This is a genomic window from bacterium, assembly GCA_016700035.1.
GTDB lineage: Bacteria > Patescibacteriota > Saccharimonadia > CAILAD01.
The window spans coordinates 679766-699898 of sequence record CP064998.1; the positions used below are offsets into that span (position 1 = coordinate 679766).

The 20133-nt window shown below is 47.1% G+C and carries 23 protein-coding genes and 1 tRNA gene; 5 read left to right on the forward strand and 19 right to left on the reverse strand.

Going from position 1 to position 20133, the window contains the following annotated elements:
- The 5 genes from IPM44_03395 to IPM44_03415 are packed head-to-tail and all read right to left on the reverse strand — an operon-like array spanning nucleotide 1 to nucleotide 4016.
- Nucleotides 1–675, reverse strand: a complete 675-nt coding sequence (locus IPM44_03395; GenBank protein QQS26739.1) for a methyltransferase domain-containing protein — start codon at nucleotides 673–675, stop codon at nucleotides 1–3.
- Between the two features lie 7 nt (nucleotides 676–682).
- Nucleotides 683–1303: a C39 family peptidase gene (locus tag IPM44_03400; GenBank protein ID QQS26740.1), complete on the reverse strand. Its 621-nt coding sequence runs from the start codon at nucleotides 1301–1303 to the stop codon at nucleotides 683–685.
- Nucleotides 1300–2586, reverse strand: a complete 1287-nt coding sequence (locus IPM44_03405) for a hypothetical protein (GenBank protein ID QQS26741.1) — start codon at nucleotides 2584–2586, stop codon at nucleotides 1300–1302. Before IPM44_03405 ends, IPM44_03400 begins: the two co-directional genes overlap by 4 nt.
- Nucleotides 2586–3623 carry a D-alanine--D-alanine ligase gene (locus tag IPM44_03410; protein ID QQS26742.1) on the reverse strand — a complete coding sequence of 346 codons (1038 nt, stop codon included), beginning with the start codon at nucleotides 3621–3623 and terminating at the stop codon, nucleotides 2586–2588. The genes IPM44_03405 and IPM44_03410 overlap by 1 nt, the downstream gene beginning before the upstream one ends.
- 27 nt (nucleotides 3624–3650) lie before the next feature.
- Nucleotides 3651–4016, reverse strand: coding sequence for a hypothetical protein (locus IPM44_03415; GenBank protein ID QQS26743.1), 366 nt, complete (start codon nucleotides 4014–4016; stop codon nucleotides 3651–3653).
- A 296-nt stretch (nucleotides 4017–4312) separates the two neighbouring features.
- Between IPM44_03415 and IPM44_03420 the strand changes: the two genes are divergently transcribed.
- Nucleotides 4313–4546, forward strand: a complete 234-nt coding sequence (locus tag IPM44_03420; GenBank protein ID QQS26744.1) for a helix-turn-helix domain-containing protein — start codon at nucleotides 4313–4315, stop codon at nucleotides 4544–4546.
- A 5-nt stretch (nucleotides 4547–4551) separates the two neighbouring features.
- On the opposite strand, the gene IPM44_03425 is transcribed toward IPM44_03420, so the two are convergent.
- From IPM44_03425 to obgE, 7 genes are all read right to left on the reverse strand, one after another.
- Entirely contained in the window at nucleotides 4552–4788 is a 237-nt protein-coding gene (locus IPM44_03425; GenBank protein ID QQS26745.1) for a hypothetical protein, read from the reverse strand.
- A 111-nt stretch (nucleotides 4789–4899) separates the two neighbouring features.
- Nucleotides 4900–5238: a hypothetical protein gene (locus tag IPM44_03430; GenBank protein ID QQS26746.1), complete on the reverse strand. Its 339-nt coding sequence runs from the start codon at nucleotides 5236–5238 to the stop codon at nucleotides 4900–4902.
- 53 nt (nucleotides 5239–5291) lie between these two features.
- A complete protein-coding gene (locus IPM44_03435) occupies nucleotides 5292–5861 on the reverse strand; it encodes a hypothetical protein (protein ID QQS26747.1) in 570 nt (189 codons plus the stop codon).
- Between the two features lie 159 nt (nucleotides 5862–6020).
- Nucleotides 6021–6097, reverse strand: a tRNA-Ala gene (locus IPM44_03440).
- A gap of 368 nt (nucleotides 6098–6465) precedes the next feature.
- Nucleotides 6466–6801: a hypothetical protein gene (locus IPM44_03445; protein QQS26748.1), complete on the reverse strand. Its 336-nt coding sequence runs from the start codon at nucleotides 6799–6801 to the stop codon at nucleotides 6466–6468.
- Nucleotides 6802–6924: 123 nt separating this feature from the next.
- Complete coding sequence (locus tag IPM44_03450; GenBank protein ID QQS26749.1) at nucleotides 6925–7470, reverse strand: methyltransferase; 546 nt, start codon at nucleotides 7468–7470, stop codon at nucleotides 6925–6927.
- Nucleotides 7464–8729, reverse strand: coding sequence for a GTPase ObgE (obgE, locus tag IPM44_03455; protein QQS27375.1), 1266 nt, complete (start codon nucleotides 8727–8729; stop codon nucleotides 7464–7466). The genes IPM44_03450 and obgE overlap by 7 nt, the downstream gene beginning before the upstream one ends.
- Nucleotides 8730–8889: 160 nt before the next feature.
- Here obgE and IPM44_03460 point away from each other — a divergent pair, with 160 nt between their 5' ends.
- Nucleotides 8890–9150 carry a hypothetical protein gene (locus IPM44_03460; protein ID QQS26750.1) on the forward strand — a complete coding sequence of 87 codons (261 nt, stop codon included), beginning with the start codon at nucleotides 8890–8892 and terminating at the stop codon, nucleotides 9148–9150.
- Nucleotides 9151–9205: 55 nt separating this feature from the next.
- On the opposite strand, the gene IPM44_03465 is transcribed toward IPM44_03460, so the two are convergent.
- The 5 genes from IPM44_03465 to IPM44_03485 all read right to left on the reverse strand — a co-directional run bounded on the left by IPM44_03465 (nucleotide 9206) and on the right by IPM44_03485 (nucleotide 15350).
- A complete protein-coding gene (locus IPM44_03465) occupies nucleotides 9206–10336 on the reverse strand; it encodes a LysM peptidoglycan-binding domain-containing protein (protein ID QQS26751.1) in 1131 nt (376 codons plus the stop codon).
- Nucleotides 10337–10785: 449 nt separating this feature from the next.
- Complete coding sequence (gene mltG / locus IPM44_03470) at nucleotides 10786–11883, reverse strand: endolytic transglycosylase MltG (GenBank protein ID QQS26752.1); 1098 nt, start codon at nucleotides 11881–11883, stop codon at nucleotides 10786–10788.
- Between the two features lie 4 nt (nucleotides 11884–11887).
- A complete protein-coding gene (gene ruvX, locus IPM44_03475) occupies nucleotides 11888–12322 on the reverse strand; it encodes a Holliday junction resolvase RuvX (GenBank protein QQS26753.1) in 435 nt (144 codons plus the stop codon).
- A 5-nt stretch (nucleotides 12323–12327) separates the two neighbouring features.
- Complete coding sequence (locus IPM44_03480) at nucleotides 12328–13929, reverse strand: hypothetical protein (protein ID QQS26754.1); 1602 nt, start codon at nucleotides 13927–13929, stop codon at nucleotides 12328–12330.
- A gap of 137 nt (nucleotides 13930–14066) precedes the next feature.
- Nucleotides 14067–15350: a rod shape-determining protein gene (locus tag IPM44_03485; protein QQS26755.1), complete on the reverse strand. Its 1284-nt coding sequence runs from the start codon at nucleotides 15348–15350 to the stop codon at nucleotides 14067–14069.
- A gap of 104 nt (nucleotides 15351–15454) precedes the next feature.
- On the opposite strand from IPM44_03485, the gene IPM44_03490 reads away from it, so the two are divergent.
- Entirely contained in the window at nucleotides 15455–16288 is an 834-nt protein-coding gene (locus IPM44_03490) for a CDP-alcohol phosphatidyltransferase family protein (GenBank protein QQS26756.1), read from the forward strand.
- Between the two features lie 8 nt (nucleotides 16289–16296).
- On the forward strand, nucleotides 16297–16440 hold the full coding sequence (locus IPM44_03495; protein QQS26757.1) for a hypothetical protein: 144 nt from the start codon (nucleotides 16297–16299) through the stop codon (nucleotides 16438–16440).
- A 424-nt stretch (nucleotides 16441–16864) separates the two neighbouring features.
- Here the strand turns inward: IPM44_03495 and IPM44_03500 are convergent, their stop codons facing one another.
- Nucleotides 16865–18775, reverse strand: coding sequence for an alanine--tRNA ligase (locus IPM44_03500; GenBank protein QQS26758.1), 1911 nt, complete (start codon nucleotides 18773–18775; stop codon nucleotides 16865–16867).
- Nucleotides 18776–19071: 296 nt separating this feature from the next.
- On the opposite strand from IPM44_03500, the gene IPM44_03505 reads away from it, so the two are divergent.
- Nucleotides 19072–19359: a hypothetical protein gene (locus IPM44_03505; protein QQS26759.1), complete on the forward strand. Its 288-nt coding sequence runs from the start codon at nucleotides 19072–19074 to the stop codon at nucleotides 19357–19359.
- A 150-nt stretch (nucleotides 19360–19509) separates the two neighbouring features.
- Here the strand turns inward: IPM44_03505 and IPM44_03510 are convergent, their stop codons facing one another.
- Complete coding sequence (locus tag IPM44_03510; GenBank protein QQS26760.1) at nucleotides 19510–20133, reverse strand: hypothetical protein; 624 nt, start codon at nucleotides 20131–20133, stop codon at nucleotides 19510–19512.

Genomic DNA, 20133 nt, shown 5'->3' on the forward strand with positions numbered 1-20133 from the left:
TTACACGGTGTTTGGCTTTTGGGCTTCCACATAGAAAGTATGCCAATGTTTAGCCACGCCATCGTGGGTTTTACCATCCTCCTCTTCTTCACGAACCTGAATACTATCAAAATCAGTCAGTAATTTTTCTATATCTTCCCTGCTATGAAAGTTCATCTTCTTATAGGCGCGTGAACCGTCAGCCAAAGTTTTTCGAGCCCAGTCGTCACGATTGCCAATCAAAATAACCGATAGTTTCCCACCCGGCTTTAGAGATTCTCTAAGTACCACCCATAAACGGGCAAAATCTTCGGGTGGAGTGAATTGCAGGCTCAAATAGGCGACAGCTAGATCTATCGACTCGTGTTCTAGGTGAGCCGCAAGTTCTTCGTTCGCAACTTTTAGAAACTCCAGGCGCTCAACATCATGCCCAAAATCGTTCACATCCAGCTGTAAAGATGCTGCTGCGTTTTCCGCACCATCTGTTATGTCGGTTGCAATTACATGTCCAAAACCAGCGTCTAACAGTGCTTTGGTCTCTATCATGTTACCGGTGCCAATCTCCAACGCAGTTTTGCCCTCAAACGACTCCCCATCCTGTCGCATCGCATCCAAAAGCTGCATCAGTTCTGGTCGCGGAGCCCTTCCTTGGTGATGTTCATAGTATTCTCCCCATTGTGTATTGCGCTCTACCATAGAACATCTAGGCGTGGTAACTAAAAATTGCCCAAAAATTTGCGTACTCTACCAAATAATGATCAGGTACAGTAGTCGGCCCCGATCTTTGCACGGGGTCATGCACAAAAAATACCCTATCTTGCGCGCGATAGCCAGAAATCACCACTTGATGATTTTCTTTATTATCAGAAAAGCCCGACTTTACACTCACAATTACCGGGTTACCTAACTCTAAGGAATCGTGCAATGACAACAAGAATTTATCCGCCAGCGAACGACGGTCCGACTCCATATTAATCTGATAATTGACAGCTGTCATTTGTGCAGAGTCATACCCTTCGTTATCTTCAAAAAATGTCGAGTCTTGTGATGGAGCAGTCCAATTTCGGCGCCAAGCCACTAGCCCGTAGCTAGTCAGTACCCTTACTTGGCCGGGATGCCACCAGTCATTATGACTATTAATCGCCCCATAACTCTCAGCTCGCCGAAAAATCTCAGACGCCATCACATGGTGACCAAGCTGGGATTCAATAATCATCTCTAAACAAGCCAACCCACAACGCTGACGAGGTTCCATAAGCTGCACGTGTAGAAGTTCAGGATTTTCTTGCCAACTATGATGAATATTTATTTTTGTGTCGTTCATAAACTAAAACTCTTTTTCTTTTTACGCTTCCAAGCCTTAGACTGTCGTGCCAGCTCTTTAGCGGGCAGTAAGCCAGGCGCCAAAAGAATACGGCTCGTTTCTTCAGTAAAGACACCATTTTGTGAACCTTTTATAAAGACCAGATCTCCCTTGGTAAGCTGTTTTTTAAGATAGTGTCCAGCCTCGTAAGGAGTGCGGAACTGCTTAATATGAGCTCGATCCATACCGGCATCTTCGGCGGCTGGACCAATATATTGCCCGGCAACCTTTCCAACTGTAACGAGCATATCAATATTTTTTGTAGCAACATACTGACCTACTTCACGGTGTAAATCAGCCGATGCCACACCAAGCTCATTCATACTGCCAAGCACGGCGATGTATCGTTTGGCTGATATATCTTTAAGGGCATCAAGACCTGCCTGTACGGCTTTGGGGCTTGAATTGTATGAATCATCAATCATAGCGGCACCATTAACCGCACCCAATAAGCGCATCCGCCCCACCGGAGACTCAATCTTACCGAGGGCTAGGGCTATTTTTGCAAAATCCATACCCAGCTCTCTAGCAACACAGGCCGACCCCAGCAATGCACTCAAGCTATGTTGTGCAATAAGTTGGGTCCGTACAGTCTGGTGTTCTTTACCAATATGTAATTCAGCCACCAACTTACCGCTACGCAATCGCTCAACATTATCAAATCTGACCGCTCCGTAGGCTACTCCGTAAGCTACGGCTCCTTTGCGACGCTCCATCACAGCTCGCACTTCAGAAAAATCAGCATTATAAAAAACTTGCTTTGCCTCACTCACCAACGCCACCGCGTCATCACGCAGTGTATCGAGCGAACTAAAACGCTCCATATGCGCCGGACTTACCCCTGTTAATACACCAATTTCTGGCTGCATCAACCGCACCCACGGCATCATCATTGCTCGTTCATCTTCAGCAATCTCTAGCACCACCAAATCATATGGGTAATTATCAATCATGCCTGAGATCTGCTGAAAAACCACCCGCCAGGCCGCCGGACTAGATATTCGATCTGGTGCCTTCAAGCCAAATAATGCAAGTGGCACGCCAAACTCGGTATTATAACTATCTTCTGAATAGCAAACTTTATGTCCACCAGCTTCAAGGGTTTTACCAATCGCCACCTTGGTACTAGTTTTACCAACTGTACCTGTTACTATTACAACCTTTATGCTGTGTACCGATAAAAGGCGTTGCACATAGCGTCGCAACTGCCGTACAACAATTTTTCCCGCTACCTTTTTTATCATTAAGATAATTCTACCACTTCTGGCCGTGTCAGTGCATGTTGAACCAGCTCATTTACTAAACTGCTAAAATCTATACCTGCCACAGCGGCAGATTGCGTAAAGAGACTATGGTTAGTTAGCTCGGGTAGCGTATTCGCCTCCAGCACCCACAGTCGACGTCGAGCCAAAATCATATCGACCCGACTGTACCCTTGTAGCTTTAATATTTTATGCACCCCAAAGGCATACTGCATAATTGCCTTCTGGGTTGAGCTAGAAAATGGTGCTGGTGTAATCACTTCCGTAACTTTAGCCGTATACTTTGCGCGGTAATCAAAGAAGCTCTTTTTGGCATATCGAATCAATGTTGGCGGTAGCGCCATAGTCGTGCCATCACGCTCTAAAATACCACAACTAACTTCATGGCCAGCTACATACTGTTGCACAATCACCCGATCATATTTGGCGCTTGCCAGCTCCAGAGCTTCGGTCAGCTCATTAACCGTGCGAGCTATCGATACGCCAATTGAGCTACCGCTTGCATTGGGCTTAATAATAACCGGCAAGCCATAAGCTGCTACTGACTGCCTGATAATACGCGCCCGGGCCGCTACCCAGCGAGACCGTTCAATCATTGTATAATCTGGTACCGCTATACCAGATCGGCGCAAAACTTGACTGGTAGCATGCTTATCAAAAGCCAGTCGGCTAGCCCGTACGCCACTCCCTTGATAGGGCAATCCCGCTTGATCTAAGAGGCGCTGAATACCACCATCCTCACCAAATTTACCATGCATGGCTATTATCGCCACGTCTATTAAATGAGGTAGCCGCTCAACAGCGTCCCGTACGCCAAAAGCCTCATCGTATTCATTAGCCCGATAAGCTTCGGGGTTGGCATAGACATACCAGCTCTGGTCCGGTGTCACTAATATTGGCCTTATCATATAGCCTAACTGTTCCAGCGCCAATAAGATATTATCCGCCGTCGCCCGTGACACTTCATATTCGGGAGATGGACCCCCAATCAATACCCCTACTCTCACCCCTGTTTGCATGCCCTATAGTATAACTTGCTTTATTTGCTATCTACCAGCCCGACGCGCCTTTGGCAGACACCAAGCGACTACTCGTAAAATAATAATTGGCGTAAGGCCCACTACTGCCATAGCTATTATTAACATCTGCACGTAATTTAGTCGTAAAAATGCCAATACCACAGTAGATGTCATGAGAATAATTAGTAGAACCGACCATCCAACCAATCTTATCTGCCTATCTACTGGCTTATTGGTGTGTTCGGGCTTAACTAAATTATTAAAATTAGACAGGGATCGTAACTGCTTTAAAAATTTCTTTCTGTCATAGCTCGCCTCAGAAGCCAAGACACTCACGCCATCCATAAATTGAGGACTATACATTGATAAATAATTACGTAGCCAGGCCTGCATAGTAATTATTATAACTTAGAGAGATATAACTAAAAGGTCATCAAATTTGTAGCCGGGAACTCAAGAACCCCGACCAACACTTGGTTGACCGGGGTTCTAAAGTTGTCTCGGTGGTGGACCTACTAGGTCGTCTTTCGCGGTCACAGTTGTATCTGGAAAAGCGAACCATAAACGGATTCAATACGAACGTGAGATGGATCGGGGCGAAGGGATCGCCTGTCGAGGGTGGTTCTGCGGTACATACCCTCTCTTCATCTCGCCATCGGCACTTGTCGTCAAGCGAGGCAGCAGAGCTCGTGGCCCGATACCGAGCCGGAGAGAAGATCAAGGATCTCGCGGTCAGCTACAAAATCCACCGCTCCACTGTGATGGCACACTTACGTAGAGGTGGCGAGCTGAAGCACAAGGGCTGGACCGAGGAGACCACGGCGGAGGCCAGGAAGCTCAGAGCTGCCGGCCTAACGATCGTGGAGATCGCAGCCAGACTTGGACGACCACCGTCGACGGTCCAGAGACGGCTGAACCAGTAGCACTATCACCCTTTCTTGATTCTCGCCTTGAGTCTCCGGTTTTCTTCTGCAAGCTCTGCCACTTCTTCGACTTTGCTCCAGTATTCCTTTGCGTGCCTCGCGTTCTCTTCCTTTTCTCGTGCTCTCCTAAGATTGTGCTCCTTAGCGTTACTCTTGAGGACGCGATCAACAACAAACCCAGTGGCAAGTATCCCTATTAGAAGCCCCCACCAGAACTCTGCAATGGACAAAACGTCTATCATAATTCAATTCTAAGTCATTATTGCCAAAATGAGTAGATACCTGTCACCAATAGGAAGCCCACCCAGCTCGAACTGCTGCCCTCAACTGTATGGAGGAGCGACTCAGCATGCCTAGAGGACACTGCGCAGTGATTCCACGCCGTGACCAGAAGTCAACTTCGCGAGATTCTCCACCTCTTGAAGTGCTTCATCGTGCCCATATATTGGAGCGCCGTTTCCAGTTGGATATGAATTCCACTCGACGAATTCAGCCTCTGCACCATCTCGCATTATCGAAGTTAGATTGTCGAGTATCGAGCTCACAGCAAGATGCTTTGCAGGATGAGATTTCTCCTGCACCCGTGCAACAATTTCGATTTGCTCACGAAGATCGATCAGATCGTCAAGTACGATGAGCTGCCTCCTTAAGTCATTCAACAAGAACTCCCTATTCGACTCCTTAAGATTCATGCGGGACCACCTCCTTATCCTATTTATATGCAGTTGTGCCTAATTATACTCTTCTAGGCAGTCTCGGCACGCTTCTGCTGGTTCAGTTGACTCACCTTGTATCCAGATATATTTAGGATCTCAGCAGTTTCAGAGAGCGTGAATCCCTCTTCGAGAAGCTCAGCTACAAGTCCTTGTCGCCTTTCATTAACAACACTCATCCGCGCATAGAATTCATCACGGCGCCCCCAGCCGCGCTGTTCAGCCCATATGCTTGGTACAAAGTAGGGCTCTTCTCGGCGAGGTCCCGCCAGATGCTGGTATCCAAGTAAGGATGCAACGAACTTGAGGAGCAATATCAACACCACCCTCTCATCTACCGTTAGCTTAAGTTGTTTGAGCGTTGACTCAATATAGCTAAGCTGGACTTCTAGGTAGTCGATGAACTGCTGACTAGCATTCAGAGCAAGAACATCCTTACGGAATTTTCTCAGTAGCTTTCGACACTCTTTTCGGAAGAGAATTGGATCATTGAATTCAGATGCAGTGCCGTAGTACTTCTTCTCGCCAAAGACTTGGCGAAACAGGTTCTCTGCTAGCATCGGTAGCGAACTGGCCGCTAAAGGAATCGGCTCTTCTTTCATGTATGTATTCAATTATAGCCTATAGCCCCAAAACCTTGACAATGCATGTAAGAACTGCGAAGACGAAAATAGACCCTTGCAAAGGGCCTACATACTGAATACTATCTGTCCCACAGCTTCTGAAAGATGCCAGAAGTCGGGTTTCTATTGGTGTCTTACTGGTGGAGCTAGGGAGACTCGAACTCCCGACCTCTTGCATGCCATGCAAGCGCTCTAGCCAACTGAGCTATAGCCCCAAGATAATCACGCACCCCTATCATAACATCAATGTTCTAACGTACTGTTTTGGCTAGAGCGCTTGGGCTTTAAGGCACGACTAGCATCGTGACAGCCAACTTGAGCTATAGCCCCAAGATAATCACGCACCCCTATCATAACATCAATGTTCTAACGTACTGTTTTGGCTAGAGCGCTTGGGCTTTAAGGCACGACTAGCATCGTGACAGCCAACTTGAGCTATAGCCCCAAAGATTAAATGATTATGATCCTCCCCAAATAAGGAGCCTGAGGCACCTCCATAGAACTGCTCTATTTTGTCAAACTTAACTATAAATATCAACTAATAAGTGCCCCGCCCCTCTAAAGAGAGATGAGGCACAAGTTACTACGAGACAGCCGAAAGATGTCCGTGCGTAACGGGCCGCTTCTTGCCCGGTGGTTGACGCTTGCGTGGTTTGCGCCTATCCGCGTGCTTCTGCTTCGAGACTGGCGCCTCATCGACGGCAGTTGGCAAGCGCAAATTGTCCTTCAATCGGTAACCCATCCAGCAATCCTTATTACAGAATGCTGGTGGCTTGGTGAGCGGGCTGTTCTCATAGTCGTACAGAGTTCGACCAACCGCACCGCACTCTGCGCAAGCTGTGGCGTCGGGGCGAATCTCTCGCACCGTCCGATAGGTCTTGGTGACACGGACGGCCAGGAAACCTTTTATAGGTGCCAATGGTGCTCTTTCCTATGGGGTACAAAAACTATCGCATAATATATCTTTACTCACAATAAGTCAATTGCTAAAACTATTAATAAGCACTTTCCCAATTACTATACAATTCCTATACTTGATGAACTATTGCCTGCTCGCTGACAATACAACATGCTTATTGGTCCGAGCCACCACCTGATAGTTTTTAAAGGCAGACTGCAGGCTTCGTTGCACCCAAGGCTTAAGACGAGCCTCAACGACAATCATCAAAGTGCCTCCCCGCTCAAGACGTCCATGACTCTCAGAGATCATATTTTCCACCACTTCCCGGCCACGGTGCGTCGGTGGGTTACTGACAATTAAATTGGTCTCTTTTGTATCCACATCATCAAAACCATGGCTGGCTACTATCATTAAGTTTTTTAACTTATTCAATGCAATATTCTTTTGTGCCACCCTAACTGCGCCAATATCACTATCGAGGCCAATTACAGTTGCTTCGGGCCTATTGGCTGCCAACCACAGTGCCATGGCGCCCCAGCCACAGCCCCAGTCGAGCGCGTTAGTATATTCAATATCTGAAAGTTGCTCCAAAAGCAACCGTGTGCCACGATCTAAACCTTTAGGACTAAACAAATCTGGGCTAGCATGACAGGTTATTTTGATATTATTTACTTCAAAATCTACCACGTCAGCTCACTATCTCCAACTACAATTGTAGTTTTACCTTCTGGTGCACCAAGCTGTTTTAGTCGACGAAATACGCCAGCTCGACTCATGGCTCGGCGCAGACGCTCCACCGCTTGATCTTGGCTGAAATTCGTTCGCCCAATCCAACGATCAGCCACCACACCTTTTAATACAAATCGATCATCGGCTTCGGGTTCCAAATACCAATCTACCACCGACTCAACTGGCACATCGATAATCTGCTCTTCAATAACCTCCTCTTCGGGCTGAGCGGCATTAATGCAATGCGTAACGGCATTAAGCAAATCATCAACCCCTCGATGTTCTTGAGCAGAAATAACGACGACATTTTTCTGCGCCACACCAGCTACTTGTGCCAACTGTCTGCGCTTCACCTTAAGCTCATCTTCAGTCAAATAACTTGCCTTTGATAGAGCCACTACAACCGGTTTTTTAGCCAGCTTATCCGAATAGCCTGCTAGCTCCTTGCGGATCGTTGTGTAACTTTTAGCGATATTCACATCTGTAGCATCCACTAAATGCACCAAAGCTCGAGTTCGCTCAACATGGCGCAAGAATGCATCACCCAGACCCTTCCCTTCTGAAGCCCCTTCAATCAATCCTGGAATATCAGCGAAAACCAGTTCACGGTCGTGAAATCGCACCACACCGAGATTGGGCGTCAACGTAGTAAATGCGTAATCGGCAATTTTGGGGCGGGCTGAACTAACAACTGATAATAGTGTTGATTTTCCAGCATTGGGTAGCCCCACCAAACCAACATCCGCAATAAGTTTTAGCTCAAACACCAACTCAGCAGTACCTCCCGGCAAACCTAACTCAGCAAATTTTGGCGCCTGGTAGGTAGAGCTTACAAAATGCGTATTACCTCGACCACCATTGCCACCCCGCGCAACAATGGCCGTCTGGCCGTCTTCGGTAAGATCAGCAACCACATCATCACCATGACGAATAATCGTACCTGGAGGCACAATAAGGGTAAAATCTTGTCCATTTTTACCTGAACGTTTATTTGGCCCACCAGCTACACCAGCCTCAGCTTTCCAGAGTTTTTTAACTCGGTAATCGGACAGTGTTGAGCTATTGTGGCTAGCTTGCACTACCACATCACCACCGCGCCCACCATCACCACCATCTGGGCCACCCTTAGGATTATGACGCGTACGATGAAACGAAGCCCGGCCATCACCACCGCGCCCCGCTTGAACATTAACCTGTGCATAATCGAGAAACATAATAATATATTACTAACTTAAAACTTTGACAGTATAACAGATTTATGGTTATATTGCACTAAGCTTGCACCTATTTGCATCGGGGGGACTATGCAGACCAAAAACTATTGCTTATTTATTGCCTATCTATCATGCGCTTCTCTTAAGATGAAAAGTCATACCCATGGATCTGCTTAAGGGCATAGTCGCCATTCTAATTGGCTTAGTGATATTGCGGATTAGCTGGCACAAACAGCTAGTGGTATATGCTCTAATTGTCACTGACACTAAGCGAATCATCGCACAAAACCCCCATGCCGATCTCGACTCCGATGCTGACTTCGTCAAGCATCAAGATCGCTACCGAGGGTGGCTACTTATCGTCATCTCATCACTATGCATTATCATGTATGGTGGTGGCCTGGTGCTAGCCAGTATTCTCTAAACAAAACCGACCCGATGAAAATGTTCTGGGTCGGCTTCTTTTATGGTTAGCTTTTTTAATAGATGTAGCGGAAAGTACTAGCTGGTACGGTTCGCGAACTAACTCGGTTCCAACCACCGTTATAGTTCATCTCTGAAACAGTCACCATACCACCGTTAACACTCTCAACGTAGGCCACATGACCATATCCGCCCCAGCCGTCAGCTGTTTGAGCAATTGCACCAGCCTGAGGTGCGGCACCAACTGCATAACCTGAAGCGATTGCGTTATAGTACCACTGACTAGCATTACCCCAGTTACCGGGAATAGACCGTCGGCTTGCTACATAATAAGTGCAGTATCCACGCGTATAGCTATTACCACCAAAAGTCGGCTTAAAGTTGGCGATGGTTGGCTTAGGCTGAGCGGCAACGCTGGCAAGCCGTGTAACTGGCGCAGGATCTGGACTATTATCTGGCTTAATACCATCTGGGATGATAATCTTTTGCCCAACCGCTAGTGGTTTGCCCTCTAGCTGGTTAAAGCTATCTATAAGATTAGCACTAGCCTGATAGCGTGAAGCTAGCTCTTCAAGAGTTTCACCACCAGTGACAGAATACAGCAGACCATTAACCGGCAATATCGTAAGCTTCGAGCCAGGCTTTAGGACTGCATCGGTCGCTAAGTCATTTGCCCACAGCACTGTATCACTAGTAACGCCATATTTTTGTGCGATTGCCGAGACGGTTTCACCACCAGCTACTGTATGGATGCTAACCGTTCGATTCGCAACACCACCACTGGCAATTGGCGCCCTCTTAGAAAGGAATGACTCGCCAGTTGTAGCTAGCTTAGCTTGACCAGCCACAGTTACAGCTCGTTCCTTTACATCGGCCGCAATTAGCGAATGGCTCTGTTCAGCCAATATCGCCCCAGCCGCCAACATCGTTGATTGATCCTCAGTCGAAGTGGCTCCGCGCCCTCCACCCTTAAGGCCAGTAATACTTTCGGCTTGAATTTTACCAGCTGCAACAATAAAAATTGCACCAGCCACAACTAGGGCATGCGAGGCCAGACGCCAGGCGCCACCATGAGAAATTGATTTTTTTACTTTAGTCCCGTGGCCCATCAAAAATGAATGGGCTGGGCTTTGATTTGTACCCTCTTCAGTCTGAGGGGTGTTTGTGTAAGAAGAAGTCTTCGCCACTCCATTTAGCACACCAGCTGTGTGGTTTGCAGATGAAGCGATGCTTGGGCTTATTCTACAAATAGAGCACTCCGTTGCTTGCGACTGTCGGTTTCACTTTTGGTTATTGTTATAAAAGTAACCCGCCGATATTCAAGCTTTATATTAACTGTCTTCGCAGTCGGTCTCCACTGGTAGTGGACAAACGCACAATCGACCTAAAGTTATTGTATTCGTGCGTCGTATCAGACTGGATAGACAGGAGTTTTTTGAGAAGCAAACTGTGGGGTAAGCGGAGGGACACCAAGATTAGGCTTACAACTCCACCACAGGCTTTCAAAAAGCTACGTTCGCTATACTAACAAAGCCCCGTAGCACTGTCAACAAGCCGATTCATATCTGTAAAATTAGCTACTTTACTAAAAATACCCTGATATACGGACCACTCAGTAATCCACAGCTTTTTACAATTACTGTAAGTGTTTTTTAATATTAGCCTGGTGTTCGGCATAGGTTTGAGCAAAATAAACTTGCCTATCTTTACCGATAAAAAAGTAATAATCATTTGGCTGGGCGTATATTACCGCCTTAATTGAGTCAAGACTTGGGTTGCAAATTGGCGTTGGTGGCAGACCCTTTGTGCGATAGGTATTGTACGGCGAATTAATCGTCAAATCTTGGGCTGATGGCACAACTTTACCGGTAGCATAATTGATGGTTGGGTCGCTCTCCAAGCGCATTCCATCATTTAGTCGGTTATAAAAAACGGCTGCAATTTTTGCCCGGTCGTCACTTTTAGCTGCCTCTTTTTCCACCATTGAAGCCAAGATTAACCGTTGATATGGTGTGAGACGAGCAACATACGGATGCACCGTTTTACCAGCTTCAGGCGCCGGATTAACTAAATAGCTTAGTGCTTCAGACTTAAAAGTTGCGAGCATCTTCTGAGCCAATACACTTGCGTCTTGATTTTTAAGAATCTCATAAGTATCAGGGAAATAAACCCCTTCCGGGTTGGTCTCGCTAGTTGGTGCCTCAAGTTGACGTAATAACTGGTTAGCTTCTGGCTGAGTTCTGGCGAGCGACTCAAATTCCTGACCCGTAAAACCTGTATCTTTTTCTAAAGCAACACCAATCTGCTTAATAGTCTTACCTTCAGCAATAGTAATTTGCCGAGAAGCAATTTTGCCGGAAGCCAGATAATCAACAATTTGAACCGTCGACATCCCTGAAGCAAGCATATACGGCCCTGGCTTGAGCTGGCCACGCGCTGGACCAAGCCGAGCATACAAGCTAAAAAGTGTGGTGTTTGAGATAATCGCACTACTCTTCAAATCCTGAGCAATAGAGTCGATCGAACTACCTTCTTTAATCGTAATAAGCTTTGGTGCGCCCATGCCAGACGATGTATTAATCGAATATAATGCCCAACCAAAAATCAGAACCGTCATTATTATCCCTAGTGAAACTATAATCACTAGCGTTTTAGCTATTTTTCGTGCCCCATCAGGACGTTTTGCAGTAGCATGGCTCGAGCCTAAATTTTGGCTCCGTGGCTGTTGTGGCATTATTTTATTCGACCATGCTTTCCATGTAGTCATCGAGCAAAACTGTCGCCGCCATAGCATCCAACTGAGCTTTCTCTTCGTCACGGGTGAGCCTACCTAATCGTGCTCGAGCTCGCTCAGAGGTAGAAAACTCATCATGTAAAATTATATGCAATCCCGAAACATCCGCTAACTCACCAGCAAAATTACGGGCCTTGCGAGTCTGAGCTGTCTCATTGCCGTTAATATCACGCGGTAAGCCAACTATTATAGTTTCTACTTTCTGTTTTCTGGCCTGATCAATAATATGGGTAAAAGTATTTGCGTCCTGCTGCAATACACATACTGGCTCGGCTCGCGTTGCACCCCCGGGCTTGATGGCAATACCCACTCGCACATCGCCAGTATCTACGCCTAAAAATGACTCCCTGATAGCCTCCTCAATGTGCTCTGCCCCCATATTGCTCATTTAGTAACCGATATTTTGACCTGAATATTATTAACTGGGATTGGCATATTTGGCACCAATGGCCAGCCATCGACTGTTGCGCCGGTAACATTAGGGTGCTGCTTGGCGATATCAGCTACTTCTTTCTTAGCTTTTCCAGCAACATCCTGCTTGAGAGCTTCGGTATCAATCGGTTGACCGATATAGGCAACTGCAGATAGCCCATAACTATAGCCGGTTTTAGTTTGCCCTTTGGGGGAGTATTTAGCCTGATCAAGACCAGCATCCAGAACCTTTGAGCCATCTTTTAGCTCAGGTGCTAGAGCGGTCTCCACCACCCCTACTAAATCATCTTCACTTGCTACAAGGACTGTATATTTAGCCTTCACATTGACCGTTACATTTGACGCCTCTGTACCAACTGGCGGATTAGAAGATTGTGTCATAACAGCAGCGGTAAGCGTGTCGTCAAAAACTTTTTCGCTATCACTAGCTTGATCTTTTAAGTCTGATAGAGCTTCGGCTTTTGACCCCTCAAGCAAGGTCTTTACAGTAGAATCAACATCAGCCTGTGACACCACTTTTACCACCTTCGAAACCCCGCCAGATGTTGTGCCAGCACCAGAGATCCGTGAAGAAAGACCAACCACAGTGAAGGTAGTATTAGAGAAATTATAAGAATCACCATTTTCCGATGCCGTAACAGCTACAGTGACAGACTTTGAATTGCAAACTGTACCGCCGCCCGAAAATTCACCTTCCGGAAGGGTAGCCGAAGCATTAGTGACAAATATCTTACCAGCAGTTGTAACCTTCGACCCCGCTGGTAGTGTGCGCGAATTGGAGTCTTCACAGTTCTTAAGTGCCACCGATCCACTGGCCTTGGAACCAACATCTTTCTCACCAGTAGCTTCAACACTCTGGGAAAGATCTTTGGTAGACTCCAAAGTCTTGGCGACAATCACATTGCCCGATGCCGTTCCGGTAGTAACTAGAGTAAACTGCGTATTAACATCGCGCCGGTCGGCCACAGCCTGAACATTAACCGTAACCGTTTGCACAAAAGCCGTCAGCAGCCAGATCACAATAATTGCACCAAGCCCCGACAAACCAATCCAAATCCATTTTTGGAACTTATTATAATTCGGCACTTTGCCCCGACCAGAATTCTTAGTTGATTTTGCTTTTTTAGCTTTTTTCTTTTTATCTCCCGGTTCATCAAAGCGTTGAATAGGTAAATCATCCCTATCATCCTTGCTAGCATCTTGAGTGTCAGCCACCAATGGTGACTCCGTTGCGGTAGACGGCTTCGATAGCTTTGGTGCTGGATCAACCTCCGGGATACTAGCCTCGGCTTTAACATTTTTAGCAACTGGAATACCAACCTTGCCAGCAAGTGCTGTGGCCGACTTATCTCCCGTGACTAAAACTAGTTTCTTCTTTTTTGCGCTGGCTCCCTTTTTTAGAAGTTTAAGATTAACAATACTCTGCAAAAGTGGAGATCGAGGCGGCACAACAATACGTACAGTGCTAGACTCGGCTTTTTTAAGCTTTGTAATTGCTTCGGTTATCTCAGCGTCATGCTCAAGATAAATAATACTTTCTTCATGTTCTGCCATAAGCTTTTATACACCTCATTATACAAGAAGTCGGCAAATAAAAAAGAAATGTAGCCAACTACAAGATAAATAATGAACCCATCTATACAATTAATCTAGATAAGGCACTAAGCTATTACCGCTCATTGGCGATAAATCTAGATTGATAGAGTACGACTTAAGCGTTGCAAGAGTTGTTCGCCCTTCGGCTCACTGCCAACAATATCTAGTGCTAAGTTTGCCAGCCCCATTGTAGTGATGTCCTGTGGGCTGGTTAGTCGGCCGGTATGATCCAGTACTCGATTTACATCGGCCGGTGCTACAAAATCAATCTTTGGCTTCCGAGCAAACGGCAAATCTTTATACCATTCCGTTTGCAGGGCTTTTTTAATTTCTGGTAAACCCGATCCGCCGCCACATAGTAGAATACGATTTGGCAAGTGATCTAGCTCATCAAACTCCGATAGCGAAAGCTCTACACCAGATAGCCAAACCTCCACATCCGTCTCAAGCGCCTCAGCTACAGCCGATTCTTCCGATTTTATCAGCGTTCCAGCCGAATGCTCTAGCTTCAGCTTCTCAGCTTCTTCATGGCTCACACTGAGGCTTTGAGCAATACGCTTAGTAAAGCTACGGCCACCAATCGCAAACATTTTTGTACCCACTACACCACCATTATTTACTACTGCAATATCCGATGTACCGCCACCAATATCTATAAAAATTGCCGAAAACTCGGTCGAATCATCGGCCCCCACACTTTTAGCAACCGCAAACGGCTCAGCTGCAATATTGATTAGATTTAAATCTAAATCGCGCGCCACCGACTGCAAAGCTCCCAAGTGAACCATTGGAGCAAAGGCCGTAAAGACCGCAATTGACACATCCTGACCCTGAAAACCGATGGGGTTTGTTACTCGATACCCATCAATTGTCACATCCACCACGGCGGCATTAACCAACTTAACTTGCATATCACTACTGCCAGTCTCCCAGGACAATTGATCGCGCACCTTATCAAAAGCTGTCCTCTGAACCCGCTCAATAATGTCTTTTAGCTCCACCATATCGATCTGTACTTCTGGGCGTGCTCGACGATAACTGACCGTCGTACTCATGCCTCGCACTAACTCGCCTGCAATCCCAATAACCGTATTACGCGCCACCACGCCAGCCATCTTTTCCGCCATCCGTAGAGCCTTATCGCAATTATCAACCACTCCAGCAATGTCGGTAACCGCCCCACCAGCCATATCGGTCAAGCGCTGATGCTGTTTAGCCGCACCGATTATTTCAACATGATCTCCCTTCACCTCACCAATTAAGGCTTTAACAAATTCCGTTCCAATATCCAAAGAAACAATGTACGGATCCTGCTTGGTTGTAGACCCGCGCTGAGATAGCTTCTTGAAGTTTGGTATCTTAGGTAGCTTAAGCGCCATATGTCAATATTCTACCACGTAGCACCCCACTCTTGAAAAAGAGCTTTCTATGCGAGATAATCACGCCTGACTTTGTACCTATCAAAAGAAAGGGAATCGGTCCAATGCACAGTGTTGGCTATAGCTATCACAAGCATGAAGATCCCCCTGTGGTGCGTGAGGTAAAATGGCTACTCGACCAATCTGCCTTTTGGCTCCTTGGCTGGTGGCTGCTCATCATGAAGCACTACTGGCCTGGTTCGGCTCGTGTTGTCAACCAGGTGCCAAATGCTATGTCGGTGTTTCGTATCATCGTCTCACCCTTCGTGGCCTACCAGCTCGGTATGGCGATCCTTGATGGTAATAGCAACTCGGCCTGGATGTGGCTGGGGATTACTGGTGGATTAATCGCCCTGGATGGGCTGGATGGCCCACTAGCCCGACGTCTAGATGCCGTGTCCGATTTTGGTAAAGCCATCGACCCGGCCGCCGATAAGCTACTCATACTGGTGCTGGCTGTGACCTACTGCGTGGTGGTTTGGCAGCTACAGGGTTGGGCTACATTCGTACCACTTTGTGGCGCCATTCTGTGGGTAATTTGGGTTGAGTTCAAGCTCATCCTCATTGCGCGCGATACCAAAGCTACTGTAGATATTCTGGGCGACCAAGAATTGCCCGGTGCGAATGTCTTCGGTAAAATAAAGTTCACCATCCAGTCGCTATCATTTGTACTGGCCTATGTGCTTCTTATCGTCAATCCCGACACTCCAATCGGTGCGCTGTGGTTGACCTTCATGCTCATTGTGGCTCGCTTCTTTGCCGATAAGAGCCTGCACCAGCACCGCATCGATTTGTGGCAACTGCAGAATCTCGCTCGTAAACGCAAGCTGGATATCCCAGATACCCGTTCTGCCAAAGAGCTGATCCGCTGGTCAACTCGACACCACAAGATAGCCTAAGGGGGATCATGAGAAAAAAGTGGAAGTACATGCTGCTCACCACAGCCGGTGCACTTGCCCTGATGGGGATTAGCGCAATAGCTGGGGCGATCGGCTCCGGAATGGCTGGTTATGGTATGCCATATCGCCAGCCCGAAAGCAGTCAGAAGTGAGTCAGCCAGGAGAATATATCACCTGTAGAGCTTTAGACATCAGGCCAAATGATACAATTCTCTACCGGGGCAGTGTATTTCATGTAGAGAATACGAAATACCTCCCAACTACTCGTACCGTTGGGCTCACGCTCACTTCTAGTATCACTGGTATGACACATTTTCTGAAAGTCGATCGTAGCGAGCGGATAACGCGCTACTACGACAAAAGCCCTGAAGACATCTTGCATCACAGCAATCGTACCCGTACCACTCGAGCACGCCTCAATAGAGAGGAGGACACATGAAGAAATGGATTGCCATTGGTATCATCCTAGTAGCAGGCTACGTTGGCCTGCGTTGGATTGCCAACCACTTACTCGATGAAGAGTCTGACATCTAAGTATTCCAAGTTACCCGCACAATTAATTCCAGTGCGGGTTTTTTATTCTAGAACGGCTTTAATTCGACGTACCCCAGCCGAAGAACTTTCTTCTTTGGTAATACGAAACTTACCAAGCTCTCCAGTGCGAGGCACGTGTGGTCCACCGCAGATCTCGCGGCTATACCAATCACCATCCGCATCGCCAACAGTATAGACCTTCACAATATCTGGATATTTTTCACCAAAAGCACCCAGCGCACCAGCCTCAAAAGCTTCATCCTTACTCATCTCGGCAAAACTGACTGGCAAATTACGCTCAATCACACCATTCACTATCTTTTCGACTTCGGCAATTTGTTCTAGTGTCATCTTTTCAGTATGAGAAAAATCAAACCGCAATCGCTCTGGAGTAATATTGCTCCCGCGCTGCACCACATGATCACCCAAAACATTGCGTAGTGCCCGATACATCAAATGAGTGGCGGTATGGTACTGTACAGTTTTAGCCGAATGGTCAGCCAACCCACCCTTAAACTGGCCAACCGTAGCGGTGCGTGAGCGCTCTTTTTGCTCTCCTAAAAGCCGCTCAAACTCCTCCCGCCAATCGCTTGCTACTACTACCGCCTCTTTTTCTGCTTCTTCCAAACTTAGCTCCACCGGAAAACCATAAGTATCAGACAATTGAAAAATGAGTTTGCCAGTTAGCTTGGTGCGTTTTCCAGTTGGCACAGGTGGACGCTGCGAGAAATCAAGCTCCGAGGTACGCTTTTCAAACTCCCTCAAACCACGCTCTAAGGTTTTACGGAAAGCTTCTTCTTCGGCCTGCAACACATTCAGCACATCTTTGGCCCGTTCTACCACCTCAACATAATCATCCTTATAAATATCAATTACTACTGGCACAATGGATGCTATCAAACCCGACTGCACACCCAGCTCTAAACCACCACGAATTGCACGCCGAATTAAGCGTCGCATCACATAGCCCTGCGCCGTATTACTTGGCCTTACTCCATCCACCGCCATAAAAGTCGCACCACGTACATGGTCAGCAATAATCCGCATGGCCGACTCCTTACCTTCATAAGCCGTATCGGTCAACTCCATAAGCTTTTCCATAATTGGCCACAGTAAGCTGGTACGATAAACATCTGGCGAGTCAATTGTGGCGGCAGCCAGGCGCTCTAACCCGCCACCAAAATCAATATTCTTATGTCGAAGCTCATCAAAGCCCGACTCAGTCTTGATGTATTGCATAAAAACTGAGTTACCAATTTCCATAAATCGAGGGCTATCACTAGCTGGGTGGGGCTGACCAAAGCTTGAGTCATGGTAAGCTTCACCAAAATCATAAAAAACCTCGCTATCTGGGCCACCCGGCTCACCAACTGGCATACTCTCTGGTGTTCCAGCCCTACTCCACCAATTTTCCTTAGCATCATAGTAGAAAATCCGTCCACCCTGCATGCCATCGCGATCACCATTTTCTGCCGACCCAATATCAATAATCTTAGCCTCCACCCCAGATGCTTCAAACAGACCCTGCCAAACATTAGCCGCCTCTTCATCACGTGGGATGCCGAGCTTTTCATCGCCAGCAAAGCAACTCACATAGATTTTATGCGGATCAAGCTTTAATTCGGTTATTAAAAACTCCCAAAACCAGCGGATTTGCTGTTCTTTAAAATAGTCACCCAAAGACCAATTGCCCAACATCTCAAAAAATGTCGTGTGACTAGTATCACCCACTTCATCAATATCTTGAGCACGAATACAGGTTTGTGAGTCAGTGAGACGCCTACCCTCTGGATGTGGTTCACCCAATAAATAAGGCACCATCGGTTGCATACCAGACCCAGTAAAAAGGGTTGTGGGATCACCATCTGGTACAATATTTGCCCGTGGCACAACTACATGGTCTTGGCGAGCCATAAATTCTAAATATTTCTTACGGACCTCTTGAGCGTTCATTGTGCCTCCTCGCTATTTAGCAAAAAGAACGGCGCACAAGCTAACTGAGCTTTTTCTTGTACCAAACCATAACCTAAGCTATGTTGCAAAGCAAAAAAAGAATAGGTAGCCGTGGATTTTCTTTGTAGTTCAGTCCGGGGGACACGATGAATATACTGATTCATATCTGTTGATTATACCCGACTAATGTTATTTTGTGGAGTTTTAATATTGACTTTTTTATGATTTTATGTTACTCTTATACGGTTCTGGCAAGTCCGCTAGACCCCCGACCCCAGCAAAGGGAGCACCAAAAAATGACCAAGAAGCGAGCCATCGTGGCGCTGTTGAGTGCCATCGCCGTGATCATCGGCGTCATCATCTTCGGCGGTAGCGCCGGCGCCACGTCGTACTACGACGACAGCTACGGGTGCTACGAAACCCCGGAGACCACAACCACAACCGAGGTCGCCACGACCACGGTGCTCGAGACGACCACGACGACCTCCATGCCGTCAACAACGACGACCGCGCCTGAGACAACCACGACCGCGCCGGATCTTGCCCACACCAGAGCTGATCCCACCAGTCGTCATCGTGCGTGAAACTCCCCCGACAGCACCTACTCCGGCCTCGCCGGCCACAGACTTGCCCGGTAAGGCACTCAAGTTCACCGGCTAAGCATTGCTTCTACCCCAAAGGGGCGCCCATCTCAGGGCGCCCCTTCAACTTTATCTAACACTAAACGGCTCTATTCAAGAGTTACTTGGAAACCCAGATGGAATACTATACTTCGTTCTATCGCTAGCTGGAATCGGCCCCAGTCCCTGATACACCAAATACCATTGGTCATTAACCTTCTTGAGGTAATAACTAGGTGACTCATTATCACCCTTACAAATATAGGTAAGCTGAGCAAAATCTCCCTCAACTAGAGTCAGGGTAAATTTTTCTAAAGTTTTACCAGTAAGAGCACATTGATCAGACGCCCACTGCTTGAGCAATTCTTCATCGGTCTTCTTGGGTGCTTCAGTAGCTTCTTTGCTAGATTTTTCCAGCTCACTAACCTTAGTCTCAGCTTCGGCTAGCTTCTTTTCGGTAGCTGCCTTATCGGTTTGAGCTTGCGACACCTGCGCTTGAGCTGACCGTGCTTGCCACCACAAATAACCAAAGGCCGCCGTACTCGCCATCAGAATAAGAATCAGCAAGACCACCAACACCGCCTTACCCTTACTTGGCTTGCCCACATTTGATGCTGGCATACCCATCGGAGTCGAGCTAGCTGTGGCGCTCGGAGCGCTCGATACTGGTGGAACATTTGATCCAGATATGTTTGGCTCCACCGGCCTGGAAAGTGGTTCTGGTATTTTATCGTGCAT